We start from the raw sequence: 23295 nt of genomic DNA, 5'->3' as shown, positions 1-23295 counted from the left end.
GCAGCGATGATCGAAGATTCGAGCCCATCGAGCAGATCCATCTGGTCCCTCTCTATGGCGGTGGCGTGGGTCATGTGGCGAAAGTTCGAGAAGGTAGACGAGGCTAGCAGCTGGCCCCTCTTGGTTTCATGGTTCGCCCGTGGAGATACCGACGAGGCGATGAACTATGGGGAGGCGCTCGGGCAAATATTGAGACATGCGGGCGATGGTGATCTGCCTGTTACGATGGTCCATCAGATAACGCTCGAACTCGTGACACCCTCGCCTGAGGAATGGGCTCATTTATCCCTCGATTACGACGACGATCTCTCTGAGCGATTCACCTTTGCGCCGTCGCACGGCACCCAAGAGAGGATCCCGCGATACCGGTCTGCAACTGTTCGTCGGGCTGATATCGTCCGATTGTGGCCAACTCTGAATGAGGCTGAGCCTCCCCCTGAAAACAATAACGGAACAGTGACGTTGGCCATCCCGGAGTCCTCTCTGCGAAAACGGAACAGAATCCCCCAGGATCAGATCCGGGTTAGACCTGTTTTGGCCCGCATCTACCCGAACGGGGTCCCGGACCGCTCGGAGGTTTCGGATGCACAGCTGGTCAAGACCGTTGGCGACGAGATGAAGACGGGCGTTCCGAGCAAAGAGACGATTTTGCGGGCGGCCGGCAGAATAAACCGGGGGAGTTAAAGTCAATTTTTCATTTATCATCAATGACTTAGATTGATTTAAATCAGCATTTAAGGCACATAAGGCAATTGCCTTAGTTGCAAAATGACCGCCGCACGATGTGTCGGCATGTTGCCTTTACGCCTGCGGATTATCCGGGCGGTTGATGAGGCAACCAAATGGCAGACATAGCCGTCGAGACTCCCAAAACGCTCCGCACCGATGGTGCCGCTCGTTATGTCGGGCTCTCCGTTTCCACCCTTGAAAAGCTCCGCCTGACCGGCGTCGGTCCCGAGTACATCAAGCTCGGTCGCACGGTGGTCTACAAACCCGAAGACCTCGATGCCTGGATTGACGGCAACCGCCGGAAGTCCACCTCGGTAGCAGCGTGATTGGAGGTGCAAGCAGATGCCTCTCCATAGCGAAACCGCCGCGCCCTGGCATGGGAACGGCGGCTCGGTGGAAACGAAAGCTGTAGCGGCTCATTTCTACCCTAACCACTGTGAAACTGCAATTGCGATTGAAGATGGCTCGTATGCCGTCGCGTTGATTTCCAATCGTTTTCGAGTGCCTCCAGCGACCGCCTTTGAAGTCTGCCGGTTGGCAGGATTGGGGGTGCGCTGATGGCAAAAGCAACGATAGCTCAGCGCCGGGCAAGGGCGCCCGCTCTCACGGCCGAACGGGCACGAGAACTGCTCCTCTACGATCCCGAGACCGGCGCCCTTACGTGGCGAGTGGCGAGGGGCTGCCAACGAGGCGCCCTTGCCGGCACGCGCACGGCCGAGGGTTACACTCAGGTTGAAATCGACTATCGCCTGTATCGTGCTCACCGCGTGATCTGGCTGATGCAAACCGGGAAGTGGCCGAAGCATCTGCTCGACCATCGCAACGGAATGCGCGCGGATAACAGGTGGAAGAACCTTCGCGAGGCGACACCTCTCCAGAACGCCAGGAATCGACGCCCGGGCAAAGACAATTCCAGCGGCACGGTTGGCGTCTCATTCATCGCCAGCCTTCGGCGCTGGGAGGCCTACATCGGCCTTAACAACCGCTGTGTCAGCCTTGGCCGCTTTACCGAAAAGGAGGAGGCCATCTCGGCCCGGCGGCAAGCTGAGCTGCACCACTTCGGAGAGTTTGCCGCCGCAAGTTCCTGCGGAGGGCTGGCCGAATGAGCGCACGCACCTTCACCAAGGTCTCGCCTATGGTGTGGAGATCCTCGCGCTTCATCAAGCTGCCTGACGAAGCGAAGGTCGGCTATCTCTATCTCCTCACCAATGCCCATGTCACCAGTGCGGGGGTTTACGAACTCCCGCAGGGTTACGCCTGTGCCGATCTAGGTTGGTCTGAGGCAGGATATGCCAGCGTGCTGAAAGAACTGGTCGCTGCCGGCCTGATCGATCACGACCCCGCCAACGAAGTCATCCTGATCGAACGCTGGTTCAAGCACAATCCGCCCACAAACGATGACCATGCCCTTGGTACGCGCCGCCGGCTCGAAGCCATCAGTTGCGATCGCCTCCGAGAGAAAGCCCTGGCCGCCTTCGAAGAGGAGAACGAACTGCGAATCCAGCGAGAGGCAGCCGCAAGAGCCGCTAAAGCCGCCAGAGCTTCTGGAACGGTCAAATCGATAGCGGAGACCATCGGCAACACCTCCAGGCTGATGAACACCCGATTGATGAGGGGAAACGCAGGATGACACCCTGTCCACACCCTGTGGTGACCCTGTGCCCATGCTCTGACAGTGTGTCCACACACCAAGACCAAGACCTATACCAAGACCCAGACCTGAGACCGGAGCAAATCGCGAAAGGCGAAGCCGTCATCGGCGTCGCGGGGCTTAGGAGGGAAGAGGAGCCAGGAACGCACGTTGGCCCCCTTCCCTCCAGCGTCGCGCCTTCCATTGAAAACAGTGACGGAACAGCGAGCGAGGAGCCTTGGGCCATAGGCCAGAATCCGACTGCACCCAGCGTCTTCGACGTTGTCGATGAATGGGTGTGTGCTGCGATGGCGGCGCCCACGCTCTCCAGCCATCCGGTCAGCGGCAAATGGCTCCGGCTAAAGGACGCGGCCTTCATTGCAAAGGTTTCACCGGAGACTGTGGCAAACTGGTGCAAGCGCCACGGAATCGGCCGCCAGCTCCACTCGAAAGCCCCTTGGAAGGTAGATCCGGTGGGCCTCGCCATCGTTATCTCTGGCAACGCCAACGCCCTGCATCAGTATCGCGTCCGCGTATCACCGGGCGACTATGCATTGATAATTTCGCCGGCCCAGACCGCGCAGCCGAATTGCGCCGTTGATCAGGACATCAATAGGCAATGCCCGGACGGCTAATTGGCTTTCTTCGCAAATGCCCACACCATCAGCGGGTATTCCTCGTCGTTGCTCAGGTCCCGCCAGACTCCATAGGCCCGCACCGGGCCGCCGATATGCGCCTTGGCGCAGGCCTTGTTGCCCCAGCCGAAGGCCTGGACGTCGTCCTCGGCGAAGCCGCCCTCGACCATCACCTGCTTGAGCCCCGCGGGCGTCCAGCGGTTGTAGTCGTGCGGGCGGGCATGCACCCGGAACAGGAAGGGTGTGGCCACCATTGCCCAGCCGCCGGGCTTGGTCATGGCGTGGATGTTGGCGGCCGCCGCCAGCGGCCGCTGCACATGTTCCAGCACCTGGTCAGCAATGACGATCGAATACTGCTCGTCGGTGCGATCCTTGCAGATGTCGAAGTCGGGGAAATCGAGGGACCTGTAGTTGGGGCATATCGCTTTCCAATAGCGGTTCCAGCCCGGCGATATCTCGATCACGTCGCGCGACTTGCGGTTGGCCGCTTCGAGGAAAGCGGTGAAGGCTTCGATCTGGCGGATGCGCAGCCAGTTGCGGGAATCGTATCCCAGTAGGCGCTTGGCCGCCTGCTTGCCACGGTTCTTAAGCGCGCCGGCAAGGGTTGTCACCTCGACCTCCTCCGTAGCCCGCCGCATCCGGAGAATAGCCTAGCCCAGGCAAGTGGGCAAAAGATGACAGGCCGGCGAATGCTCCACCGACCTGTCGGATTATTAGGTATCAATAATCGCCGTTGTAATACCGGTCATCGCAGGGAGCGGTGTAGATGCGGCCGTAGCGGTCCTGGTAGCGGCAGAGCTGCTCGCCGCGGCGCTGCGGGGTGGTGGCGGAGCCGACGACGGCGCCGAGCAGGGCGCCGCTTGCCGCGCCGATCACCGTGCTCTTGGTGTTGCCGCCGATCGCCTGGCCGACCAGCGCGCCGCCGGCGCCGCCGATCAGCGCGCCGGTGGTGGCCCGCTGTTGGCCTTCGGTCTGCGTCTCGCAGCCGGCGAGCGCGGCGGTCATCAGCACCGCGAGAATGGCCTTCTTGATGATCATCTCTAGAACTCCTCTGAAGCCCCAGGGACTGAAGGAAGGGGCGATTGCGCCAAGTGCGGTCGCATTGCGGCGGAACGGCGGCGAAGCCTGCTCACGAAGTGAGTCATGGTTTCCCGGCTGTTGATGAGCATGGTCTCCAAACCGGAAACCGGGCTCCTGGCCTATGGGTGGGACTTCAGCGGGACAAGAATTGTTCTCTGCGCGCCGCTATCGGCTTTTGCGAGGATCTGATCCAGAGAAGAAGGTACCGGGATGGCCTCTCCATCCTCAACCATACCAGCGATGTGAAGCGCGAGAGCCCGAACGGCGAGCCTGCGCGCTTGGCCTAAGCTCGCGCTGGCGGTGACGACGCCCGGAAAGTCAGGAAAGGACACGCCATAGTCCGTCCCGGTCGCTTTGTGGACCAGCCCGACATATCGTGGCACGCGGCATCTTTCCGCCACTCGCTTCACCTCCGAAGCATGGAATTCGACATAAACTGGACCGGATTTGTTAACCAGCCCGCAGGCCGCCGATCGCTAGTTTGACCTATCGGTACGACGGCAGACGACGATGGACAAGGTTGCAGCTGCTCGCAACGCAGGTAGGCGCGTAGTGCGCGCGGCTCAGTATCTGCGCATGTCGAAAGAGCACCAGACCTACTCGATCGATAACCAGAAAGATGCCATCCGCAACTATGCTGACATCATGGGCTACGAGATCGTCGCCACTTACGAGGACGCCGGTCGCAGCGGCCTCATGTTGGAAGGGCGCCCCGGCCTGCAAAGTCTGCTTGCCGATGTGGAGAGCGGGCGCGCCGATTTCGAAACCATCGTTGTCTATGACGTTAGTCGCTGGGGACGCTTTCAGAACATAGATGAAAGCGCGTCCTACGAGTACCGTTGCCATCTGGCCGGCGTGCGGATCGAATTCTGCGCCGAGCAGTTCTTGAACGACGGCAGCATCGGGTCCGATGTGCTCAAGGCCATCAAACGAAGCATGGCGGCCGAGCACAGCCGCATGCTCTCGCAAAAGACTTTCATCGGCCAGGCCAGGCTGATCCGGCTGGGGTTCCGACAGGGCGGCAAGCCCGGGCTCGGCTTAAGACGCCAGGTTATCGACCATTCGGGACGTCCCAAACTTATTCTCTCCGAGCACGAGCAAAAGAGCGTGCACACCGACAGGACGATCCTGGTCCCCGGGCCGCCGGAAGAGATTGCAACGGTTCGGTGGATCTTCCGTCAGTTCGTCAAAACGCACATGAGAGAGCTCGATATGGCACGGCTGCTGAACAAGCGCGGCGTGCTGACAGACCTTAAGCGACCATGGAAGAGGGAAAGCGTGCGCGGCGTCCTGACCAATGAAAAATACGTTGGCACCAATGTCTGGAACAGGCGCTCGCGCAAGCTGAAAGCAAAGGCAGTGCGCAATCCTCCTGAACAATGGGTGCGAGCGGAAGGCGCATTCGAGCCCATTATCGACCGCAAGCTGTTTGATCGGGCTCAAGCCATCCACAGAAAGCTCTATTCGCATCTGCGCGTGAGCAATCAGGAGATACTGGCTGCACTGAAGAAGGTCCTGGCACGCCACGGTGCCCTGTCCAGTTCGATCATCGACGCCGCGCCTGATTGCCCCGCGGCAAGCATGTATCATCATCGCTTCGGAAGCCTTTTGAAGGCCTACGAACTGATTGGGTATCAGCCGCCGAAGAACTGGCAGTTCATCACGTCGCGTGAGCGGCTGGCATCGCTGCGCACACAGGCGATCGGGAACCTACTGGCCGCGATCGGATGTGCTGGCGGAAAGGCGATCTACGACAGAGAGGAGGACCTCTTGCGGATCAACGACGAGTTCACGGTTGCGGTCGAAATCGCACGCTGCCGCGCTTCCGACCACGGCTATCCCTTCTGGTCCATGGACATCCAGCGCCAGTCGGCGGCCGACATTTTCACCTTGATCAGGATGCGCCCGGGCGACTTGGTCATTCGGGACTACCTCATCGCCCCCGCTTCTGAAATCGTCGGCAAATCGCAATTGACCGCGAACAATGGAGCGCAGCTGGACACCTACCTATTTTCCACGCTCGAACCCCTCGTCAGGCTGTCAGCGCGAGCGAGTGCGGAGACCCTATGGTGCGGCTGAAGCATCGTTTGACCCGCGAGGCGGCCTACAAGGCTTTGCACGGCAGCGCTCAGAGACACGCCCGCGAAATTGCCGCCGATCAACCGGGGTCGAAGGAGAAGCTGTTCGCGCCCAAGCTGTCGGCGGCCTACAAGGCGGCGTGCAGGCGCAAGCGCAATTTCATACGAGAAACCGAGGATGCGGAACGGCGCCTGGTTCGTCTGGCCGAAGCGCTTCGTGTGATAATGAACGACAAAGGGTTTCGCTCGTTGCTGATGTCCGAGGGATTTGCCACCATTCCAAGATGCCTAGCGCAGAGGTTCCATGACTCGACGGTCGAGCCGGCTCTAGCGACGCTTGCCGGCTCGCCTGCAGGCAGCAGCGCGGGCCAGCAACCTGTCAACGGGATTTGCCCCAAGGTTCTCGACTTCCTTCAGGACTGCTTTGTGAAGGTGAAAATCTTCGGTTTGCTGCGGCATGTGCTTCCGGCCAGGCAATTGGAAATTGCCCGACTGATGGTTGCCATGGAGCTGGTCACATTCACATACGCAAAGATCCTCGTCGCCTTTACGCCACGCCCTCTGCTGGCCGAGGGTTTCGATCCAACGATGATAGCCAACGTGTCTGAAGATCAACTCGGCGCGATGACGCCGGAACTTGGCAGGCTAAGCGGTGAGTTTCTGTACGCTGTGGAGCGACGGGGCTCTGTGAGCTTGGAACTGCTGGCGGCAAGCCGCTATTTTGACCGGCTGATGGATAATTCGAAGGTGGTGCGATACATGGCCCATAACTTCCCGGGCCAATTTGAGGAGCTTCACAGCTTGTCAATGCCCGAACTTAATTAAGTGGGGTCAAAGATGGCGGCAAGCCCGGCGATTGCTGTCCTCGTGGTCTCGGCGCTGTGCGTGCCGTAGACGCACCGGGGGCTCGGCTTTTGATGTGCCGAAAGCACGAGGCTACCCTATCTCGCCAAACCCGCTTCTCCCATCGGATCTGCACTAGGCGCCGATAGCGGATCGTATGTGCTTGCTCTCCGCCGGGGTGGAATAGCTGCGCGTTCCTCCACACCCGGCTCTTGCATTTCTGGCAGCGCACTTTGAGACGTCCTCGGTCGTGACGTTGCCGATCACCTCCCGCAGGTCCAGCGCGGTCCCGTCGGCTGGAATTGCATAGTAGCTGCGTTGGTTATTTCGATAAATTGGAATGCCGACAACAACTGTCTCCTGATAAATTTCTGAGGAATTCTTTCTGGAGAAACTCCATGCGTTTGCGCGCAGCAATGGTTGAAAATATCAGGCTCAGGGTTTCGCCAGAGGAAAAGCGCGCCCTTCGCGCCGCTGCAATGCAGCGCGGGCTCAGCCTGTCCGATTTGATTCGCCAGCTCGCAGTCCAGGCAACGGAGATTGCAGCCTAGCCATGTCCCACATCCACGCCCCCCCCAATGACCCTCATGCAGCTCTGGCGACTTCACCGGGCAGAATGCCGGGCCATCGGCTCAATCGTGGCCGCCGCCCGCGACGGCACGCTGCCTGGCACCCAGCCGCTTGAGAGTGGGTTTGGCTTCCGCGTGATGCACGAGGCAACAGCCCTCAAAGCAATGAGGAGGGCTTAGAATGACTCTTTCCGCTGTTCCCCAGCCTGCGGATGTCGTGGCAGAACTTGGTCTGAGCCTGCCATACACATTCCAAAAATCAGATTCTCGGCCATGGTGGCTCGCGGATCTAAGCACGGCTAGCAGCCTTGTCTTCCCGACCAGTTTCGCGAACAAGACCGCCCTGAAACTCGCAGCCACGGCAGGCCCGAGCGGAACCTCCACGAGCCACACCTTTACGGGGGTCAATTTCGGGCCTGAGTTTACAAACAGGCGGCTTCTCGTCTACCCAATCGCTCACGGGAAGGGCGCTGGCGTTTCAGTTCCTGCCAATGTCACCGTTACCAGTTTCACCGTGGGCGGTGTGTCCGGTGTCATCCCTACCCTGAACTTCTGGTATTTTGCCGGCTCGACGGCGAGCGCTATTTTCTCAGGCGTCCAGAGCGACAGCTTCAATCCGAGCGGCACATCGGGAACCATTTCCTTCACGACGAACATCGCCCTGGATTGCTCCGTCATCGTGTTTTCCATGATCGGCAGCAACAACACCGCATCGGGTTCTTCCAACGGGAACTTCAGCAATTCGTCGCCGATCTCGGATACGCTCGACCTGCAAAACGACGCGACTCTGATCACGGTCGGGGTTCAGAATTCTTCGGCAACATTGACCGTTTCCGGCTGCACCAAGCGCAGTCAGTTCAGCCCCGTTGCCGGCTACCAATGCGTGATTGGCTATGACAACCATCTGCCGTCGCAGGCGGGAAGAGCAATAAGCATCACCGGCAGCAGCGGAGCCACCGCAATGATTACTGATGGGTGGGTCTGGTAGTATGGCTGATCTCGCCCGCATCAAGTCCAATGTCGCCAAGATGGCCGCCCAAGGTGCGCCAGAGGAAGACATTGACGGCTATATCACCTCGGAAGGCGTGAGCATCGATGACGTACGCAACTATGGCCGAAAAACATCCATTTCGGACATTCGCGCTCAATATCCGCAATACCAGGATCTGACGGACAAGCAGCTTGCCGACGCCCTGCACCAGAAATTCTATTCCGACATGCCGAGGGAGCAATTCTACGCCAAGATCGGTCTGGACACTCCCGAGCAAGCTGCCGCGCGTGCGAAGGCTGGTATTGCAAGGGCGCAAGGTGGCGCCTGGAAGAATTCGCAGGTTGATCGCAACACAGGACAGCCAATCGGTGTACCGGCGTATTCACCTGCCAATTTTGATCGCCTCGGCTCCGCCGGCATGGGAGCTGCGAATGCGACAACGTTCGGCTTTGGCGATGAACTCGGCTCGTATCTAGGCAGCGCCATTTCAGGCCTGCCACGCCAGCAGGTACTCGACGAGATGCGCGCAATGGATTCGAAGGCGCGTTATCAGAATCCGGGCTCTTATGTAACTGGCCAGATCGGCGGCGGTCTGGCTCAGGGTCTCGCAACAGGGGGCGCTGGGTTTGGGGCCAGTGCAGCTCGTGCAGGCGCGACCCTTGGGAAGGTGGCCGCCAATAGCGCGCTAGATGGCGCCATCTACGGCGGACTGAATGGGGCGGGAAACGCAAATGGCGATCTGGGCGACCGACTGGCTGGTGCCGGCTCTGGGGCCCTCGTGGGCGGCGCGGTAGGCGTCGGAGCTCCATTTCTCGCGGCCGGCATTGGGCAGGGCGTCAGGCGCCTCGTGACCCCATTTGTGGCCTCTCCGGAGCGTGAAGCCGCTGTCCAAACGCTCTTGCGGGAGGGCGTCCCCGTCACGGCAGGCCAGAGGACCGGCTCCAATGCGCTCCGCTACGCGGAAAGCGAGCTTGGCGGGTCGCGCGCTGCCAACATGATGGAAAACCAAGCGAACGCCTTTACCGATGCGGCCATGCGCAAGGCTGGTGGCTCGGGCCGCGCTACGCCTGACAATCTGGCAAATCTGCAAGGCAGTCTTGGGCAGCAGTTCCAGGCCCTCTCTGCGCGTAACACGATGGTTGCCGATCGCCAGCTCGCTCAGGATCTGGGGCGAACCCTGAATAGCTACGGGCGCCTTCTGGAGGCCCAGCAGAAGCCAATCATCAACAATCTCGTCGATGATATTGTGCAGAGGGTTAGAGCTGGCGGTGGACGTTTGTCTGGCGCCGAATACCAGGCGATCCGCTCGGATCTTTCTCTGGCTGCACAATCGACTAACAATCAGACTCTTGGCAGGGCGTTTCGAGGACTCCGCGATGCACTCGATAATGCAATGGAACGCTCTATCGCGCCGGGCGACCTTGGAGCGTGGCGAGTTCTTCGACGGTACTATGGCAACTACAAAGTGCTGGAAAGGGCATCTAGCGGATCTGGTGAGGCGGCTGGCGTCGGCCTTATCTCCCCGGCTCAGCTGCGCGTAGCTGCCTCTAGTGGCAATCGGGGCGGGTTTGCTCGCGGCGCGAATGACTTCACCGATCTTGCGAAAGCGGGGCAGGCTGTTCTCACACCGCTGCCGAACTCGGGAACTGCCGCACGGTCGGCTGTGAGAAATCTTGGGGTGCCGATCGGCTCTGCCGGTATTGGCAGCATGGTGGCCGGTATTCCCGGGGCAATTGCGGGCGCCGCGGTGCCCTATGTGGCCGGTCGAGCGCTAATGAGTGCTCCCATCCAGAGATATCTCGGCAATCAGGTCGCGACTGGCGGGCTTAGCCCCGTCAGCAACGCTTTGCTGGCTTCGATGCTCAGAAGTAGCGCGCTGCCTGCGATTGAGCACCGTTAGTGACGCATCCAAGGCGGGACTCTGTTCCCAGTCAATTCGATAACCCAGGTGGCAAGTAATGCACCAGACCAGAACCCAAGAGCGATCGACTGCCAGTTCACAAGTCCTTCGTGGAGGCCCCAGGCCCAGAGGAGGAGCAGAACTGCAAAGTTCGCCCAATAGACCCCTTTGCCTGATCGGTCGCGGGGCGGTTCGTCTGGGTCGTGATCGATCTGCTTCACTTGCAGGGACGCCATTCCTGCTCTGGCTTATACCAGCAGTAGCCGTTGGCTTGCAGCTCTTTACCAAGCTTAGCAAGGATCTGGCATTGTTCGTCAGCCTGTTTCTGGCTGAGTTCCTGACCGTTCAACTCTCCAATCCGGCAGGCGGGGCGAACTCGGTAATAGTCTTCCGTAACCTTCGCCGCATCAAACGCAAAGGCATTAGTTGCCCAGAAGATAAGCGGGAGGGCACCGATGCGCAGCAAAGTTTTCATGCTCTTAATATGGCTTAGAAATCGAGGCTAAACAATGGCTACCCTTACTTATGGCTCCGTCGTCGCAGCCGGGCCCGGCTGGACCAAGGTCACTACGCCGACGGGCGTGAAGACGGTCTATGGCGATCGGGCAACCCGTAACAACAATCCGGGGAACATCGAAGCCAGCAAGTACGCCGACAGCATGGGAGCAATCGGTACCGATGGTCGCTTTGCCGTGTTCGGTTCTCGCCTAACCGGCGCAAGGGCTCAAGCTAGTCTGATGTTCAGCAGCAAGCGCTATTCGAATCTAAGCTTGGCGCAAGCAATCGCTCAATACGCCCCGTCATTCGAGAACAACACCGCCGCCTATGTCGCTGCCGTTGCCGCTGCTGCTGGCGTCTCTCCCAATACCAAGATTAAGGACATCCCGGCAGACAAGCGGGCTGCGGTCATTGCCGGCATGCAGGCCGTGGAAGGAAACACCGGCGCGAAAGCCTATGATGAGGAAGGCAATCTAACGGATACGCTGGATACCACTTCACCACGTACGCCAAAGACAGCACCGACGCCCTATGGCCCCGACAGCCAGATGGCTGACATGTCGCCCGGCGCGCCTATCGGGCACGTTTCGCGTGCTCCGCTTGGCCCTGCCGCGCCAGCAATTGGCAACTCGGGTGTGAAATTCAGCGGCCTAGCCACGCCTCGGGGTATCGGCTCAGTTGCATCCCCAAGCCCGGCCGGTCTGCAAATGTCGTCGGCCCCGGCCCCGACCGCCAAGTTTAGCGGCATGGCAACCCCGCGCGGAATTGGCTCGATTGCATCGCCAGCGCAAAGCTTCACAAGCGCGATGAAGGCTTCGGCCCCGCCCGCACCATCATCCCCGAGCGGTTCCTTCGTCTCGCAGGACGAAAAGACCAACACGGGGACCATCGCCAACGCGCCGAACGCCGGGAATTTCGTCTCCCAGGATGAGCGGGCAAGCCTTGCCGAACGGCTCGGCCTAGACCCGGCCACGGGAGCGCCGCTTGGCCCCGCCGCGCCTTCGGTGCCGTCTGCCCCCGCCGTGGCTCGTCCTGCCATCTCTGTGCCCGCCAGCGTGCTCGCAACGGTGGCACCAGCCGTCTCGGTCCCCGCTGCTGTCAAAGTCGCTCCTACGCCTTCCTATGACCGACAGAGCATTGCCCCGGCTCGTCCCGCTCTTTCGCCGGCCGATGTCTATGGTGGTGCAATCGGAACTGCGCAGACCTCGACCCCTGGCACGACAATTTCACGAGCAACATCCTACGGCCCGACCTACACCACGAACAAGTTTGGCGCGGTGACGGCAACGGCACCCGACGGCACGCAAATGGCGGTTTGGGGCGGCGTTCCTGTTTCCAAGCCAGCCATTGCCGGGCCCCTCAGTCAGCAGGGCATCACCACGACCGCGCCTACCACGAGCGGCATGTTCGGCCCCAAAGCGAAATCAGCTACAGGACTGGTCACTGGCGCTGCGCTTGGGGGATATGCGCTCGGCCCTCTCGGGGCTCTATTGGGTGGCGTCATCGGCAAGAACCTCGCACAGGGCAAGGCGCCCCTTAGCGGCATTCTTGGAAGCAATAGCAATTCTGTCGGGACGCATGTCGTGGACACGTTCGATGGCCCGATGAGGGCCGCCAACGCAGTCGGCGGTCTCGGCTTCCCAGGTAAACCATCTGGACCGGCACCGGGCGGCGTCGCCTCTGGCATGCGCGGGCTTTCCCCGGGCGCGGCAAACGCGATCGATCACGGTTACGCCGGCCTCTACTGACCGAGGCTCGCGATGGGCAAAATTCCTGCTAGGAGGCGAAGACGTGGCAGTGGTTCCGATGGGCAAGAACAGGGCAAAAGAGAACGGCGCAGCTGCGGCTGTTCCGGCCACAGTCTACGAGCCCACCCGAGCTGAGGCGAGCGCTTTAGCGGCCTACCAAAAGCGGAAGGAAAGTAAGCGGCCGGCACCCGAGCTGAAAGTCACCATGAGCCCGCGTGAAGACGGAGGGCTCACAGCATCTATCGCGGTGGACCACCCGGACCTCGATGTCGGCTATAAGCTGTTGGCGGAGGCGATCGGCACCGACAGTAAGGCATTCATGGTCGGCACTCTCGATGCCCTCAGCAAGGCAGCTCAGATCGGCGGCGTAGTTGATCAGACCCAACTGAACTACGGTCTATCGATGGTCTATGGACTGAAACCCAAAGATCAGATTGAGGCTACGCTGGCGGTCCAGATGGCCGCCATTCACATCGCCACGATGACCACTGCCGCTGGTCTTGGCGGGTCGAAGTCCCACGAGATGAGAGAAGCCCACGAGCGCGCCTTGAACCGGCTCTCGCGAACTTTTGTTTCGCAGGTGGAAGCCCTTAAGCGCTACCGCAGCAAGGGTGAGCAACGGGTGATTGTCGAGCGGGTCACCGTCGAGAAAGGCGGACAAGCCATCGTCGGCAATGTGTCCCACGGGGGAGAGGCAGGCGGGGAGGCCTCCGAAAATGGCTGATAATCCCATGGACAAACCCACTGCTCCGATGGCGAAGGCTCATGCGGCCCCGAGGTGCGCGGCTACGAGCAAGAGAACTGGCGTTGGCTGCAGGGCACCGGCAGAACGCGGCAAGCGCGTCTGTCGGTTTCATGGCGCCCGAGCTGGCGCGCCTAAGGGTGCGGCTCACGGCATGTACAAGCATGGGCGTTTCACCTGCGAAGCAATCGCTAGGCGCCGATCCCTGAGCCTGCTCCTATCTCTCTCAAAATCGACACTGGCGGATCTGGGGTAAGCGCCCTTGATAAGCCAAGCCCTAGGCCTGCTGATCTTCATCGGATTGGCGATATTGGTCCGGCTGCACTGGCGAAAGATGCGCCAGATCCAGAGATTTCGGCCCGGGCCGGTGCGGCGACCCATTTCACGATGATGGCGACGGCGATGTAACTCTCAATGCCTATTTGCAAGGCCAAGCCTCTCGAAGCGCCCTAATCGTCATGTCGCTGGCTAGCGCCTGTCTATCCTCTGGATGGCGTGCAACGTACTGGCAGACCACGTCTTGCACTTGTTTACCAATGACGCCCTTAGGGATGCAGAAAGGCTCAATCGCCCCGCCCGCAGCCATCCCGTCCATGATTCCGAATACATAATCGAGGGCGGCAGTAGGAAGTGCCTCACATGCTTGGTTGAGAGTATTGCCGTTCCACCAATTTCCGGCTGCTGATGCCGGTGAAAGCCCCGCGGCAAGGCCAACGGCGAGCGCTCGTCCAAATCTGTGTCTCATTTTCTTCCCGCGAACCTTTATGACCAGAGACTCCCCGTCACGTGCAGGTCGTCAATGAGCCTTGCTTGATCAATTTCGGCCACTCTGGACCTAGCGTGGTCCTGGCATCGACAGCATTGGCGCCAGCCGGGTCGCTCGCCTTGAACATCTTTATGGCGAAAGCCTGGGAATGGTGGCCCGAGTAGATCGTTGGTCCGGGCTGATAGGTGGTTGTCGCATTTAGCATTCCGCCGTTGATAGTGCCCATTGTCGTGGCCGTCCCCGGCATCTGCGTAGCAGTGACCGTATTCTGAGCCGCAGCATCGTAGATGATGTATTTGTCGAACCCAGCTTTGATCGTCTCAATGGCGGCTTCTCTTACGGCGACTCTCTCGGCCCCCACACCACCACAAACGGGCGCAGCCCGGGCCGTCACGATTGCGGTATTACCGGAGGTCTGAACAACGCTGGTCCCGGCGCATCCGGAGACGAGGAGCGCAGTACAAAATGCAAGTGCTATCTTCACGGAAATTCCCCCCTCTTGCGCCCATCCACTCAATACGCCTGCCTCGCGACTTCAGCAACCATTACGGGATCGGGATTCGAACATTCAATTTACGTAAAATCGGTGGCACCTTCCCGAAATAACGGGAGGGAAACGGGAGCCGGGTGACCGTTTGTTATCGGGCAATAGCGGCGGCCATCGATAGGCCCTGCGCGACACTCGCTCAGGTCCACTTTCACCATTTCCAACTCGAAATATTCATTTTGGCTAAAATGTTTCGGAACTAATTTAGCAGCGCCGCCTTGAATCGCGTTCGTTGGGTGCGTGCATGCGTTTGAAGTTCGTCCCGCCTTTGTTGCCGACACTGGTCGAGAAGCCGCCTGAGGGTGATGGCTGGATTCACGAGGTGAAATTCGATGGCTACCGCTCCCAAATCGTCATAGACGAGGATGGTGTGCGCATCTTCACGCGGCGCGGCCTCGACTGGACAGCGAAGTACCGTGATTTGGTCAAGGCGGCCGGCGAGCTAGGCGTTGAGAGCGCCATCATCGACGGCGAAATCATCGTCCTGAATGACCGGGGCCTGTCGGACTTCGGCGAGCTGCGGAAGGCCATCACGCGCCGGCAGCACGATTTGTATTTCGTAGCGTTCGATCTGCTGCATCTTAACGGCCACGACCTGCGCGACATGCCGCTGATCGATCGGCGCGAGATCCTTCAAGCGCTGATCCCTGCGGGTAGCCGGATACAGTTCAGCGAGGCTCTGCCAGGTATGGGCGCGGCCGTCTTTCATCTGGTCGATAAGGCGGGGCTGGAGGGCGTCGTTTCGAAACGCAAGGAAAGCGTTTACCGAAGTGGCAACTCGACCGCTTGGCTGAAGGCCAAGGCTTTCCGCATTGACGAATACGAGCTGCTTGGCGTTGAGCGAGAGGCGGGCAAGCCGGCGTTCGCCCTGATGGCAGAGAAGGGCACAGGACGCTATGTCGGCTCGGCATTCATCAGCTTGAACCGTGAGATGCGCGAACGGCTCTGGCAGCGCGTCCAGGAGCACGCAGGGCCGGCGCCAAAGGGCGTGAAGCGGCCGGCGACACAATGGGTCAAACCGGGGCTGATCGGCCGTGTGAAGCATCTGCGCGGCGAGGACGACCTACGCCATGCCTCACTGCAAGATTTTCGCGAGGATTGATTGAGCGGAACCTTTCTCCGGTGCCAATGTTGGGAAATTGGACGGCGCAGCATCTCTCCCCAATCCTGAGAGCGCGCCGCGGCGGGATGATTTGCCGCCTGTCACCGGGAGGGTGAGAGACGCCGGCATCTCCCGACAAAGAGCCCGCCCAGCGTCGCACCAGGAGCGGGCTCTTTCATTGAAACAAGCCTCTTGCCAGCCTGCATCTCCGGAGGAATATAATCCTCTCGGTGCGGCGACCTTCCAATGCGAGGATCGCCATGACAATGAAGTTTCCCTTCAATGAAGACACGCTCGGCAAAAAGCTGGAGGCCGGAACTGGCCTTTCGGTCGATTGCCTGACCTGTAAGCGTAAGGCCACTCTGGGCGTCGCCGAGCTGGTGAAACGGTTCGGGCCGGACCAGCCTTGCCTGCATTGGGATCTGCTGAAAATCATCTACTGTCACGAATGCCGGGCCGCCGGGCGCGACGATCGAAATCTGCAATTTACAAACCGCGCATTGACGCCGGAACAGCGCAAGCGGTGGACACCCTGTCCCTGACACGGGAGCGGCCCGGTAGCTGAGTTTGGGTGTGGCGGCCACCGGGCCTAACCGGCGGGGGCTCGGAAACGAAACACGGCACCGGCTGACGCTAAATATATGGCTTTGCTAATATGCTCGTAACGCATCCAAAAGGACGAAGGAGAGGTGAGGGGAAAAGAGGCCGGTGCCACAGTTTGGGCGGGGGGCGTTTGGGGTAGCTGGAGCACCGGCCCGGTAGGCGGAATGGGACCGCCACGACAATCATAGACTTGGAGCGCGGCGACGAAATTACGTGATCGCGGAAGAGCTGTTTCTAGGATGGCTCAGGAGTGCTTTCCGTAGCAGCCTCGACAGATGTTCGCGGCGCATCATCTGCATGTCTTCGAGCAGGTGCAGGAATCTCAACGCTGCGTCCGACGACAAACCATCGCCCTCCAGGTCGGCAATGAGCTGGTGCTGGCGGATGAGGTGCTGCTCGCCGGTCAGGACGTGCCGTTTTGCCACCTCGATTTGCTCTGCAAGGGCCATCAGAAGGAACCGCCCACCGGCGAAGTCGTTCCCGCGCGGTCGGCGCGCCAAAGTGGGCAATCGCGGCCACAGACAAGCCACAAGGAAGAGAGAGGCGCATCGGCGGCTGTAGGACAGCAGCGGCGAAGAACGCGCGCTGGTGAGCCCAGCAGACTCGCCATGCTTCACGTTCGCTCCGCAGCTTTGAATCGACGCGGTCCCTACGCGACAGCCTTTAGTCCGAATCGACTCTCTGACCCTTCAGCGCGATACTTTTGGGCTCGGATGCTGCAGGAGGGTGCCATGCGAGAATTGCCGCCCAACGTCGATGCAGATGTCGTGATTGAAGTCGGCCGATACTTGGATGATCATGCGAAAACCACAGCAGTTTCGATATCAGATGCGCTACGTGTCGTTAGACGTCGCACCAATGGTTCGCCGATCAGCGACAGCGGGCTGGAGGAACTGATCATAGAAAGCGCCGTGACCAGACAGTTGGCCATCTTACTGGACAACCACTAGGCCGGCGTTTTGCCAGCGGCCCAGCCCTTGGGGTCAATCGGCCACCGGGCCTAATAGACATGGGAGCGAACAAGAATGGCCTTCACTGTCATTTGGTACGGAAGGCAGGGCATCGTCGACAAGGAGATGTTCGATGCCGAAAAGACCGCGAAAGACCACGCAGTCGCGATGTTCCAAACTCGAAGGGGTGACGATGGAATCGTCGCCGTAGAAGTTCGCAAGGACAACGGCACCGTGGTCTTTAGCCATGCGGAGAACTAGGCCGGTGTCATAGGCAAGCGGGCTCCCCGGAGTGCTAACCGCGCGGTCTGGCTCTCGGTGGCAAACTTTCACACGGATTGGCGACCAATCTGGCGAGTCGCGGATCTCTTAGCCACAGGGATTTCCTTTTTCTTGCCAGTATCTCCCTGCGATCGGCATCAGCGGTCGCTCGGCCTTGCATTGCGGCAATCACAAAGTCGGCTCTGTTGGTTCGAAAGTCTTCTTTTTGCGCAGACATCGTTTCCTCCCAGTCCGCCGGCGTTGCCCTCCTTTGGCCTGACGGACGCACTAGCTGCCGATGTAGCGAAGGTGTCTACCAATTGGGAATTGTGTGAAACGATATAACCTTGCCCCGCTACATCTTGATGTTGTCGATAATGTAGAGCCGGTATCAACATCCAAGCCCGGCCATGATGAGGCTCGCCGCCATACCGACCAAATCCCGCTGCCGAATAGCGCCAGATCGCGCTGGCGAGCATCACAAGGCTGATTGCGGCGATGTAGAGCGGGACGAGCGACATCCGAATCCAAGGACCGCAGGATCAAACGGGACGAATGACAAAAATGTTGTTCTCTATGTCGCCCGTGTTCCTGGCCCACCAATAATCTTGCTTGGGGTCATAACCTTGCTGCAGATAGGCGCCAATTAGCTTTTGGATCGCCTCCTCTGCCTCTTCGCGCGAGACGTATCCGGCGGGCAGATATTCGACCGGGATTGGCTCTGCATCGATCAAAGGCCGCCTCAGTCTCTCGATGAGGAACATGGAAGGACTCTCCTCGTACCAGTAGGCCAAACAGCAGTCTGAACCGCACTCAGAACAGTGGCTGAACAGAGGGAGGGGCGCAAGCGGTCCCCACCCTTTTGAACCTTTTGAGGGTTCGGCCCAAAGGCGTTTGCGAAAAATTCGCGAGGTTAGGCAACAAGTCGGATTGGCGTGCGCCGCTTCTTCGTGCTCCGAAACCACACTATCGCGAGCGCCTTGAAAAACGGCAGCTTGTGCGCGTGCGCATAGACCTTCGCATCCTCCTCCGCTGTGAGATAGAGGTTCCCGATGGTTTTGGTCAGCTCCTCTGGCTCGAAACGCTGGCTGAATTCCTTCTTTGTCATCAGCAGCTCGGCCGCTCGGATCTGTGGGCTGGTAATCGGCGCCAAATCGGCATTCGCAAGAACCTCTAATATCCTCCTGGCCCCCACTGCTGTCTGTCGGTCAACAAGGCCACTGATTGTTGCAATGGCGATTGTTTCCTTAGGGCGATATTTCGCTGCGGCCGGCGGAGTGGTGACAATCTTAATCCCGGCTCTGGCGCACACCAGCTCAACAGTCATTGCGTCCTCATCGCCAGAGACTACCGCCGCCTGGTGAAGCTGTAGGGGAGTAATTCCGACGCGTTGCGTGTTCTGACCGACGAAAGCGGCAGCTTGCGCCTGGCTGTCCGGTGCCTCAACAATCATCACCGGTATCATCCCGACGTGCGGGTTGCTCGCTGCTGCTATGGCGGTGTGTTGGCCATCAAGAACCTTGAGGACTGTGGCCCCATTCTCGTCCTGAGCGTAGGCGCAGACCGGCGGTTTAAACTTCGTCCAACAGAACTGCTCAACGACCTTGCGAATCTGCCTTCGCCCGCGCTCGCTCACCTGACGTTGATAGGTGTGGTCCACGTAGAGGGTTGTCGGGTCTACGCGTTCACATATCGGCTCACCGGTAGCCGGCATGTTCGGGGAGAGATCGGTGATTTTGATAGGGAGTATAGGTTTCAACTGTTCCATTCTGGCTGCCTTCTGCTCTGCAAATCACGCATTGGCAGGCGAACAGAGCAATCTCCATCCGGCAAAGTGGCGAGCGCACACAATCCTTCCTATCAACCCACGGATGTTTCTTGGTTTGGTGAAGGAATGGTTTTTAGACGGCAATTCAAGAGTGAAACCTAGCCGCATCTCAGCCTTTTGGTTTTGCTAGCCTCACCCCTGCACCGCCCCCATTCTCGGGGATGAATATCACGCCGGCATCTTCCAGCGCTTTGGTTATCGCGGACAGATTGTTCTGCACGGGCACCGATCGGCCGGCCTCGAAGTTTCTGACAGTCGATAGGCCGACCCTTGCGGCCTTCGCCAGATCCTCCTGAGAGATGTTCGCAAGGCCGCGCGCGGCCCGGCACTGCTCTGGTGTCATAAAATCCACTCCTAACGAATTTACCGCACCATAACGAATTTCGTTTGACTTATCCAGAGGCAACGATTATCGTCAGCATTAACGGTAAACGTTAGCCATAGGGCAAAGCAAAATGACCGCTCTGGCCTCCCTCGATTTGACCCCTGCCATCAATGCCTATGACGAGCGCATTGCTGATGCATGGCGCATTTCAAGCCAGGAGGTTGGGGAGGCTATCCGGTTCGTTCGCCAGAGCATGAAGGTGATTGCTGAGGCGGACGAAATGCTGACCTCGACAATCCGCCTGCACCGTCCCGCCTACGTCGAGACCTGCCGCAATCGGCTTCCGTGGGAGCTTTCGCTATATCTCGAACATGTGAAGACCGTCAGCCGATGTGAGGCTGAAATGGAAGCGCGCGGCATGGCCTATGCCAAGTCGTCGGACGCCTGGGGAGAATAACCGGCCTAACAGCCGCCTACGCAATTAACAGCACAGGAGCCTAAAATGCCGAACACTGTTCAGGCAGCCGCCGAAGGCATGCCCAATCTGAACCGCCGCCGCCTTCTGCTTGGCTTGGCTGCCGCTTCAACCGCAGCCGCAACGGTCACAGTCGCAGATGCGGTTCCTTCGATCACAGAAAACCCGGAGCTGCTCCGGTTGGCGAATGAATTGCCAACCGCTGAGGCCAAATACCTCGCGGCCGAGAAGCACCAGAGTGGGCTCAAAAGCAAATGGCGCCCGATCTGGCCGCTCGCGCCGGATGAAATCGCCATATCGCGGCCCTATCAACCCAACAATATGGAAAGGGGCTTCGAGGGTGGCGGCCTTACCCGAAAAGGCGAGAAACATCCCCGTGAGCTGATCGCCGCCAGTTATCTGGAATGGCGGATCGAAAACGCACAGCGAATGCTTAAGGGAACGAAACTCGACAAGCGCCATATCCAAGGGATGAACCGCCAGGAATGGCAGGCCACACTTGCCGAGGCCGAGCGTCTGCTTCCGATTGCGCAACGATATGAGGCGGAGATCGATCGCATCACAACGACTGCCAACTATCGGGCTGCTTGGCGATCGACCGAAGCTGCCGTCAAGGATTTGGCGCGCGTCGTCACAGCGACCATGGAGCAGCCCGATAGGACGATGGACGGCATCTTCATCAAGGCGCAGGCGCTGGCAGCATGGGGTCGCGTCGACCGGCTGGATCAGCACTGGGCTCTTCTCGACGGCAACGGCGAGGTTCTGCAGAGCAAATGGTGCGCCCAGATCGCCACAGCTCTGCTGAGCTATTCCAAGAGAGCAGCGGAATGATCCGGCTCATTCCGACTGGCCGGGGCAGCTACGTGCAAGCCGGCTCGATTTCCCTGGCCGAGCTACTACGTCGCTACGATCTGGCGGCGCCGAAGCATACCACCATGATGCGGGGAGACGTGGTGGCAGCCTTCAAGATTGATAAGCCGGAGGTGCCCGCCTATGCAGAATAGCGTCTTCGACAAGATCGCCGCCGATGCCGTCACAGAGGCAAAGGCCAAGGTCGCCGAAATAGATGTTGTCGCCCGCTTCCTTGCGGACAGGATGCAGAACCTGCATGGGGACCAGTACCGCGTCGAGATCAACCATGAAGTCGGTTTCGTTCTGGTGAGACAACGCTGAACTTCCCACCGTGGGAAATGTTGGGCCCGGCTGTTCAGGGTGGCCGGGCTTATTAGTCTGTCGCATGGAATCTGCTTCGCCCGCGCCTCCGCCTCTACCCACGACTCGATTCCGTCTGCGATGCCCTGTATGCAGTTCGCACTGGGGTTGGGTGGTGGAGCATCATGGCTCTTGCATGTGGGACGGTTTGTCAGCCGGAGGAAGTCAGGCGCGTGGTGCGCTACTTCCCTTCGTCAACGCGGCCGGCACAAGTCGTCACCGATGCGGGCACTGGCTACCTCAAAGGTGCGGAAAACCCCGCTGGCTCGGCGGCTCTTATCTCAGAATTGGTGGCGGCCGAGATTGGCACTCTTATGGGATTAGGCATCCCGCCCTTTGCCGTTGTGTCAGCAATAGAGATTGAAATCCCAATGGTCGAACACAGTGGCCATATTCTCCCGCCAGCCTTCTTCTCGAAACACATCGATGGCGTTCCAAGCGACGGGACGGATGAGTTTGTGAAGCGCCTGGATGATCAAAACGACCTCGCGCGGCTGGTCGCGTTCGATACCTGGATCAGAAATTGCGACCGGTGTTTCCCCGCAGAGGGGGACGCCGTCTACAACCTCAATCGGGACAACCTGCTTTTTGAGACGCTTGGCGACAGGCTCTACCGGTTGGCACCCATAGATCACTCCCATTGCATTGTGGACGTTCAGTTCGACACAACCGAGCTGACCAGCGAAGCTCTGATCCGCGACGAAAATGTCTATGGCTTTTTCCCCGAATTTCGGCCTTATATAAGCGCGGATTCAGTCGCTGGCGCGGTGCACGCGATGCAGTCTATCAATCGAGCAGCCTTAGACGAAATTGTTAATTCGGTCCCGCCAGAATGGGGACTCGGAGCACAAGAGCGACTCGATTTGGTGAATTTTTTTGAGCAGAGGGCGGAATTCCTCGCTCAAACGTTACCGCTGAAACTCGTTGAACAGCCAATGCTGTGGAACATAGTGCCATGAGTGACCGACAGGGCTTCTATTCTGTCATACAGTACTCGCCGGCCCCCGACCGGTTTGAGTTCGTCAACATCGGCGTCGTCGTCTTCGCGCCGACGGGTGAAGTGCGCGTAAGGGTCGAGCCCGATATCAGGCGCATCGAGAAGGTGTTCGGGCATCAGGACAAGCAGCACATCCGTATGCTGCGGGATTCTATTCAAAATCGGCTCAAGGCGGATTTCCCGTCGCGATGGGATCGCAATTCGGTCCAGAGGTTTGTCGATCTGCGCTCGGGCATGGTGCAGATGTCGAGGCCCCTGCCCGTCTTGGTCAAGAGCGCAGAGCAGGACTTGGCGGCTTTGTTCGACGAGATGGTCAAACAGTCTCCGAAGCAATCGCGCAGCAGCAAGGTGGCGTCCGTGCTTCGTAAGCGGTTTGATCAAGCCGGCGTTTTGGATTTGGTCGACCAGCATCCGCATGCGGTCCAGCTTCCCCAGTCCGTCGAGGTGAAGGCACCGTTTGCCTACCAAAACGGAGCTTACAATTATATCGATCCGGTACGGCTGGAGGGTGAAACAAACGATGCCTTTAAGGAGGCAGCCAGCCGTGCTGTGAAGGGGCAGTGGCTTGCGAAAGCGTCCTCATCAAAGAAGAAACTAATAGTCGTTGGGGACCTTTCCGCACAGCCCGCCAACTTCGCTGGGGCAATCCACGATCTAATGCGCGGGCACCATGTCCCGTTCTTCGATATGGACAACCTTGATCCATTAATCGCGGATATCAAGAAGGCCGCCGAGGATCACGGCGGGCCAAAGGCTTATTCATAGCCTGGTCGAAAGACTCACACA

32 protein-coding genes are annotated in these 23295 nt (G+C 59.3%); 22 read left to right on the top strand and 10 right to left on the bottom strand.

Translation table 11 applies throughout. The features are described from left to right. Positions 1 to 6: 6 nt before the first annotated feature. The 5 genes from AC4FWB_RS20190 (at position 7) to AC4FWB_RS20170 (ending at position 2994) form a co-directional block, all read left to right on the top strand. Positions 7 to 684, top strand: a complete 678-nt coding sequence (locus AC4FWB_RS20190; protein ID WP_491028018.1) for a hypothetical protein — start codon at positions 7 to 9, stop codon at positions 682 to 684. A 158-nt stretch (positions 685 to 842) separates the two neighbouring features. Beyond that, on the top strand, positions 843 to 1055 hold the full coding sequence (locus AC4FWB_RS20185; protein ID WP_491028017.1) for a helix-turn-helix transcriptional regulator: 213 nt from the start codon (positions 843 to 845) through the stop codon (positions 1053 to 1055). A 231-nt stretch (positions 1056 to 1286) separates the two neighbouring features. Then, positions 1287 to 1835 carry an HNH endonuclease signature motif containing protein gene (locus tag AC4FWB_RS20180; protein WP_491028016.1) on the top strand — a complete coding sequence of 183 codons (549 nt, stop codon included), beginning with the start codon at positions 1287 to 1289 and terminating at the stop codon, positions 1833 to 1835. After that, positions 1832 to 2359 (top strand): hypothetical protein, encoded by a 528-nt coding sequence (locus AC4FWB_RS20175; RefSeq protein ID WP_491028015.1) that lies wholly within the window; start codon positions 1832 to 1834, stop codon positions 2357 to 2359. Before AC4FWB_RS20180 ends, AC4FWB_RS20175 begins: the two co-directional genes overlap by 4 nt. Before the next feature lie 308 nt (positions 2360 to 2667). Further along, positions 2668 to 2994 carry a hypothetical protein gene (locus tag AC4FWB_RS20170; RefSeq protein WP_491028014.1) on the top strand — a complete coding sequence of 109 codons (327 nt, stop codon included), beginning with the start codon at positions 2668 to 2670 and terminating at the stop codon, positions 2992 to 2994. Here AC4FWB_RS20170 and AC4FWB_RS20165 read toward each other — a convergent pair. The 3 genes from AC4FWB_RS20165 to AC4FWB_RS20155 all read right to left on the bottom strand — a co-directional run bounded on the left by AC4FWB_RS20165 (position 2991) and on the right by AC4FWB_RS20155 (position 4457). After that, positions 2991 to 3605 carry a class I SAM-dependent methyltransferase gene (locus AC4FWB_RS20165; protein ID WP_491028013.1) on the bottom strand — a complete coding sequence of 205 codons (615 nt, stop codon included), beginning with the start codon at positions 3603 to 3605 and terminating at the stop codon, positions 2991 to 2993. The genes AC4FWB_RS20170 and AC4FWB_RS20165 overlap by 4 nt on opposite strands. A 109-nt stretch (positions 3606 to 3714) precedes the next feature. After that, positions 3715 to 4032: a YMGG-like glycine zipper-containing protein gene (locus tag AC4FWB_RS20160; RefSeq protein ID WP_066999331.1), complete on the bottom strand. Its 318-nt coding sequence runs from the start codon at positions 4030 to 4032 to the stop codon at positions 3715 to 3717. 161 nt (positions 4033 to 4193) lie between these two features. Next, positions 4194 to 4457, bottom strand: a complete 264-nt coding sequence (locus AC4FWB_RS20155) for a type II toxin-antitoxin system HicB family antitoxin (protein WP_491028012.1) — start codon at positions 4455 to 4457, stop codon at positions 4194 to 4196. Positions 4458 to 4584: 127 nt separating this feature from the next. On the opposite strand from AC4FWB_RS20155, the gene AC4FWB_RS20150 reads away from it, so the two are divergent. The 5 genes from AC4FWB_RS20150 to AC4FWB_RS20130 all read left to right on the top strand — a co-directional run bounded on the left by AC4FWB_RS20150 (position 4585) and on the right by AC4FWB_RS20130 (position 10455). After that, entirely contained in the window at positions 4585 to 6153 is a 1569-nt protein-coding gene (locus AC4FWB_RS20150; RefSeq protein WP_491028011.1) for a recombinase family protein, read from the top strand. Beyond that, positions 6141 to 6977 carry a plasmid partitioning protein RepB C-terminal domain-containing protein gene (locus AC4FWB_RS20145; RefSeq protein WP_491028010.1) on the top strand — a complete coding sequence of 279 codons (837 nt, stop codon included), beginning with the start codon at positions 6141 to 6143 and terminating at the stop codon, positions 6975 to 6977. Before AC4FWB_RS20150 ends, AC4FWB_RS20145 begins: the two co-directional genes overlap by 13 nt. Before the next feature lie 416 nt (positions 6978 to 7393). Continuing rightward, positions 7394 to 7546 carry a plasmid mobilization protein gene (locus AC4FWB_RS20140; protein ID WP_491028009.1) on the top strand — a complete coding sequence of 51 codons (153 nt, stop codon included), beginning with the start codon at positions 7394 to 7396 and terminating at the stop codon, positions 7544 to 7546. 199 nt (positions 7547 to 7745) lie between these two features. Beyond that, on the top strand, positions 7746 to 8552 hold the full coding sequence (locus AC4FWB_RS20135) for a hypothetical protein (protein WP_491028008.1): 807 nt from the start codon (positions 7746 to 7748) through the stop codon (positions 8550 to 8552). A gap of 1 nt (position 8553) precedes the next feature. Beyond that, complete coding sequence (locus tag AC4FWB_RS20130; protein ID WP_491028007.1) at positions 8554 to 10455, top strand: hypothetical protein; 1902 nt, start codon at positions 8554 to 8556, stop codon at positions 10453 to 10455. A 217-nt stretch (positions 10456 to 10672) separates the two neighbouring features. Here the strand turns inward: AC4FWB_RS20130 and AC4FWB_RS20125 are convergent, their stop codons facing one another. Continuing rightward, a complete protein-coding gene (locus tag AC4FWB_RS20125; RefSeq protein WP_491028006.1) occupies positions 10673 to 10930 on the bottom strand; it encodes a hypothetical protein in 258 nt (85 codons plus the stop codon). A gap of 34 nt (positions 10931 to 10964) precedes the next feature. Here AC4FWB_RS20125 and AC4FWB_RS20120 point away from each other — a divergent pair, with 34 nt between their 5' ends. Then, the gene (locus AC4FWB_RS20120) at positions 10965 to 12701 is read left to right on the top strand and encodes a hypothetical protein (protein ID WP_491028005.1); all 1737 of its coding nucleotides are present in this window, start codon (positions 10965 to 10967) and stop codon (positions 12699 to 12701) included. A gap of 43 nt (positions 12702 to 12744) precedes the next feature. Next, positions 12745 to 13425, top strand: coding sequence for a hypothetical protein (locus AC4FWB_RS20115; protein ID WP_491028004.1), 681 nt, complete (start codon positions 12745 to 12747; stop codon positions 13423 to 13425). Positions 13426 to 13861: 436 nt separating this feature from the next. Here the strand turns inward: AC4FWB_RS20115 and AC4FWB_RS20110 are convergent, their stop codons facing one another. After that, positions 13862 to 14188, bottom strand: a complete 327-nt coding sequence (locus tag AC4FWB_RS20110) for a Rap1a/Tai family immunity protein (RefSeq protein WP_491028003.1) — start codon at positions 14186 to 14188, stop codon at positions 13862 to 13864. A gap of 37 nt (positions 14189 to 14225) precedes the next feature. Beyond that, positions 14226 to 14693 (bottom strand): hypothetical protein, encoded by a 468-nt coding sequence (locus tag AC4FWB_RS20105; RefSeq protein ID WP_491028002.1) that lies wholly within the window; start codon positions 14691 to 14693, stop codon positions 14226 to 14228. 307 nt (positions 14694 to 15000) lie between these two features. On the opposite strand from AC4FWB_RS20105, the gene AC4FWB_RS20100 reads away from it, so the two are divergent. Continuing rightward, the gene (locus tag AC4FWB_RS20100) at positions 15001 to 15858 is read left to right on the top strand and encodes an ATP-dependent DNA ligase (protein WP_491028001.1); all 858 of its coding nucleotides are present in this window, start codon (positions 15001 to 15003) and stop codon (positions 15856 to 15858) included. Between the two features lie 266 nt (positions 15859 to 16124). Then, positions 16125 to 16400: a hypothetical protein gene (locus AC4FWB_RS20095; protein WP_491028000.1), complete on the top strand. Its 276-nt coding sequence runs from the start codon at positions 16125 to 16127 to the stop codon at positions 16398 to 16400. A 270-nt stretch (positions 16401 to 16670) separates the two neighbouring features. On the opposite strand, the gene AC4FWB_RS20090 is transcribed toward AC4FWB_RS20095, so the two are convergent. Then, positions 16671 to 16910, bottom strand: coding sequence for a hypothetical protein (locus AC4FWB_RS20090; RefSeq protein WP_491027999.1), 240 nt, complete (start codon positions 16908 to 16910; stop codon positions 16671 to 16673). Between the two features lie 282 nt (positions 16911 to 17192). On the opposite strand from AC4FWB_RS20090, the gene AC4FWB_RS20085 reads away from it, so the two are divergent. Then, on the top strand, positions 17193 to 17411 hold the full coding sequence (locus AC4FWB_RS20085; RefSeq protein ID WP_491027998.1) for a hypothetical protein: 219 nt from the start codon (positions 17193 to 17195) through the stop codon (positions 17409 to 17411). Between the two features lie 75 nt (positions 17412 to 17486). Continuing rightward, entirely contained in the window at positions 17487 to 17672 is a 186-nt protein-coding gene (locus AC4FWB_RS20080) for a hypothetical protein (RefSeq protein WP_491027997.1), read from the top strand. A gap of 542 nt (positions 17673 to 18214) precedes the next feature. Here the strand turns inward: AC4FWB_RS20080 and AC4FWB_RS20075 are convergent. From AC4FWB_RS20075 to AC4FWB_RS20065, 3 genes are all read right to left on the bottom strand, one after another. After that, on the bottom strand, positions 18215 to 18436 hold the full coding sequence (locus AC4FWB_RS20075; RefSeq protein ID WP_491027996.1) for a hypothetical protein: 222 nt from the start codon (positions 18434 to 18436) through the stop codon (positions 18215 to 18217). A 149-nt stretch (positions 18437 to 18585) separates the two neighbouring features. After that, positions 18586 to 19440, bottom strand: a complete 855-nt coding sequence (locus tag AC4FWB_RS20070; protein WP_491027995.1) for a hypothetical protein — start codon at positions 19438 to 19440, stop codon at positions 18586 to 18588. A gap of 169 nt (positions 19441 to 19609) precedes the next feature. Beyond that, positions 19610 to 19843: a helix-turn-helix domain-containing protein gene (locus AC4FWB_RS20065; protein WP_491027994.1), complete on the bottom strand. Its 234-nt coding sequence runs from the start codon at positions 19841 to 19843 to the stop codon at positions 19610 to 19612. A gap of 112 nt (positions 19844 to 19955) precedes the next feature. Between AC4FWB_RS20065 and AC4FWB_RS20060 the strand changes: the two genes are divergently transcribed. The 6 genes from AC4FWB_RS20060 (at position 19956) to AC4FWB_RS20035 (ending at position 23274) form a co-directional block, all read left to right on the top strand. After that, entirely contained in the window at positions 19956 to 20282 is a 327-nt protein-coding gene (locus AC4FWB_RS20060; RefSeq protein WP_491027993.1) for a hypothetical protein, read from the top strand. Between the two features lie 45 nt (positions 20283 to 20327). Further along, complete coding sequence (locus AC4FWB_RS20055; RefSeq protein WP_491027992.1) at positions 20328 to 21131, top strand: hypothetical protein; 804 nt, start codon at positions 20328 to 20330, stop codon at positions 21129 to 21131. Then, positions 21128 to 21304: a hypothetical protein gene (locus tag AC4FWB_RS20050; RefSeq protein WP_491027991.1), complete on the top strand. Its 177-nt coding sequence runs from the start codon at positions 21128 to 21130 to the stop codon at positions 21302 to 21304. Before AC4FWB_RS20055 ends, AC4FWB_RS20050 begins: the two co-directional genes overlap by 4 nt. Beyond that, on the top strand, positions 21294 to 21473 hold the full coding sequence (locus tag AC4FWB_RS20045; protein WP_491027990.1) for a hypothetical protein: 180 nt from the start codon (positions 21294 to 21296) through the stop codon (positions 21471 to 21473). The genes AC4FWB_RS20050 and AC4FWB_RS20045 overlap by 11 nt, the downstream gene beginning before the upstream one ends. Positions 21474 to 21685: 212 nt before the next feature. Beyond that, entirely contained in the window at positions 21686 to 22471 is a 786-nt protein-coding gene (locus AC4FWB_RS20040) for a HipA family kinase (protein WP_491027989.1), read from the top strand. Beyond that, positions 22468 to 23274, top strand: coding sequence for a DUF3037 domain-containing protein (locus AC4FWB_RS20035; RefSeq protein ID WP_491027988.1), 807 nt, complete (start codon positions 22468 to 22470; stop codon positions 23272 to 23274). Before AC4FWB_RS20040 ends, AC4FWB_RS20035 begins: the two co-directional genes overlap by 4 nt. Positions 23275 to 23295 lie beyond the last annotated feature (21 nt).

The sequence above is a fragment of the Mesorhizobium sp. LEGMi-168a genome (assembly GCF_058312955.1).
This window is presented reverse-complemented; position numbering and strand designations above follow the sequence as displayed.

What these genes read in the sequence shown, in the direction of transcription:
- AC4FWB_RS20190 (WP_491028018.1), top strand. Translation starts at nt 7, where the DNA reads ATGATCGAAGATTCGAGCCCATCGAGCAGATCCATCTGGTCCCTCTCT.
- AC4FWB_RS20185 (WP_491028017.1), top strand. Translation starts at nt 843, where the DNA reads ATGGCAGACATAGCCGTCGAGACTCCCAAAACGCTCCGCACCGATGGT.
- AC4FWB_RS20180 (WP_491028016.1), top strand. Translation starts at nt 1,287, where the DNA reads ATGGCAAAAGCAACGATAGCTCAGCGCCGGGCAAGGGCGCCCGCTCTC.
- AC4FWB_RS20175 (WP_491028015.1), top strand. Translation starts at nt 1,832, where the DNA reads ATGAGCGCACGCACCTTCACCAAGGTCTCGCCTATGGTGTGGAGATCC.
- AC4FWB_RS20170 (WP_491028014.1), top strand. Translation starts at nt 2,668, where the DNA reads ATGGCGGCGCCCACGCTCTCCAGCCATCCGGTCAGCGGCAAATGGCTC.
- AC4FWB_RS20160 (WP_066999331.1), bottom strand. Translation starts at nt 4,032, where the DNA reads ATGATCATCAAGAAGGCCATTCTCGCGGTGCTGATGACCGCCGCGCTC.
- AC4FWB_RS20150 (WP_491028011.1), top strand. Translation starts at nt 4,585, where the DNA reads ATGGACAAGGTTGCAGCTGCTCGCAACGCAGGTAGGCGCGTAGTGCGC.
- AC4FWB_RS20145 (WP_491028010.1), top strand. Translation starts at nt 6,141, where the DNA reads ATGGTGCGGCTGAAGCATCGTTTGACCCGCGAGGCGGCCTACAAGGCT.
- AC4FWB_RS20140 (WP_491028009.1), top strand. Translation starts at nt 7,394, where the DNA reads ATGCGTTTGCGCGCAGCAATGGTTGAAAATATCAGGCTCAGGGTTTCG.
- AC4FWB_RS20135 (WP_491028008.1), top strand. Translation starts at nt 7,746, where the DNA reads ATGACTCTTTCCGCTGTTCCCCAGCCTGCGGATGTCGTGGCAGAACTT.
- AC4FWB_RS20130 (WP_491028007.1), top strand. Translation starts at nt 8,554, where the DNA reads ATGGCTGATCTCGCCCGCATCAAGTCCAATGTCGCCAAGATGGCCGCC.
- AC4FWB_RS20125 (WP_491028006.1), bottom strand. Translation starts at nt 10,930, where the DNA reads ATGAAAACTTTGCTGCGCATCGGTGCCCTCCCGCTTATCTTCTGGGCA.
- AC4FWB_RS20120 (WP_491028005.1), top strand. Translation starts at nt 10,965, where the DNA reads ATGGCTACCCTTACTTATGGCTCCGTCGTCGCAGCCGGGCCCGGCTGG.
- AC4FWB_RS20110 (WP_491028003.1), bottom strand. Translation starts at nt 14,188, where the DNA reads ATGAGACACAGATTTGGACGAGCGCTCGCCGTTGGCCTTGCCGCGGGG.
- AC4FWB_RS20100 (WP_491028001.1), top strand. Translation starts at nt 15,001, where the DNA reads ATGCGTTTGAAGTTCGTCCCGCCTTTGTTGCCGACACTGGTCGAGAAG.
- AC4FWB_RS20095 (WP_491028000.1), top strand. Translation starts at nt 16,125, where the DNA reads ATGAAGTTTCCCTTCAATGAAGACACGCTCGGCAAAAAGCTGGAGGCC.
- AC4FWB_RS20090 (WP_491027999.1), bottom strand. Translation starts at nt 16,910, where the DNA reads ATGGCCCTTGCAGAGCAAATCGAGGTGGCAAAACGGCACGTCCTGACC.
- AC4FWB_RS20085 (WP_491027998.1), top strand. Translation starts at nt 17,193, where the DNA reads ATGCGAGAATTGCCGCCCAACGTCGATGCAGATGTCGTGATTGAAGTC.
- AC4FWB_RS20080 (WP_491027997.1), top strand. Translation starts at nt 17,487, where the DNA reads ATGGCCTTCACTGTCATTTGGTACGGAAGGCAGGGCATCGTCGACAAG.
- AC4FWB_RS20075 (WP_491027996.1), bottom strand. Translation starts at nt 18,436, where the DNA reads ATGTTCCTCATCGAGAGACTGAGGCGGCCTTTGATCGATGCAGAGCCA.
- AC4FWB_RS20070 (WP_491027995.1), bottom strand. Translation starts at nt 19,440, where the DNA reads ATGGAACAGTTGAAACCTATACTCCCTATCAAAATCACCGATCTCTCC.
- AC4FWB_RS20065 (WP_491027994.1), bottom strand. Translation starts at nt 19,843, where the DNA reads ATGACACCAGAGCAGTGCCGGGCCGCGCGCGGCCTTGCGAACATCTCT.
- AC4FWB_RS20060 (WP_491027993.1), top strand. Translation starts at nt 19,956, where the DNA reads ATGACCGCTCTGGCCTCCCTCGATTTGACCCCTGCCATCAATGCCTAT.
- AC4FWB_RS20055 (WP_491027992.1), top strand. Translation starts at nt 20,328, where the DNA reads ATGCCGAACACTGTTCAGGCAGCCGCCGAAGGCATGCCCAATCTGAAC.
- AC4FWB_RS20050 (WP_491027991.1), top strand. Translation starts at nt 21,128, where the DNA reads ATGATCCGGCTCATTCCGACTGGCCGGGGCAGCTACGTGCAAGCCGGC.
- AC4FWB_RS20045 (WP_491027990.1), top strand. Translation starts at nt 21,294, where the DNA reads ATGCAGAATAGCGTCTTCGACAAGATCGCCGCCGATGCCGTCACAGAG.
- AC4FWB_RS20035 (WP_491027988.1), top strand. Translation starts at nt 22,468, where the DNA reads ATGAGTGACCGACAGGGCTTCTATTCTGTCATACAGTACTCGCCGGCC.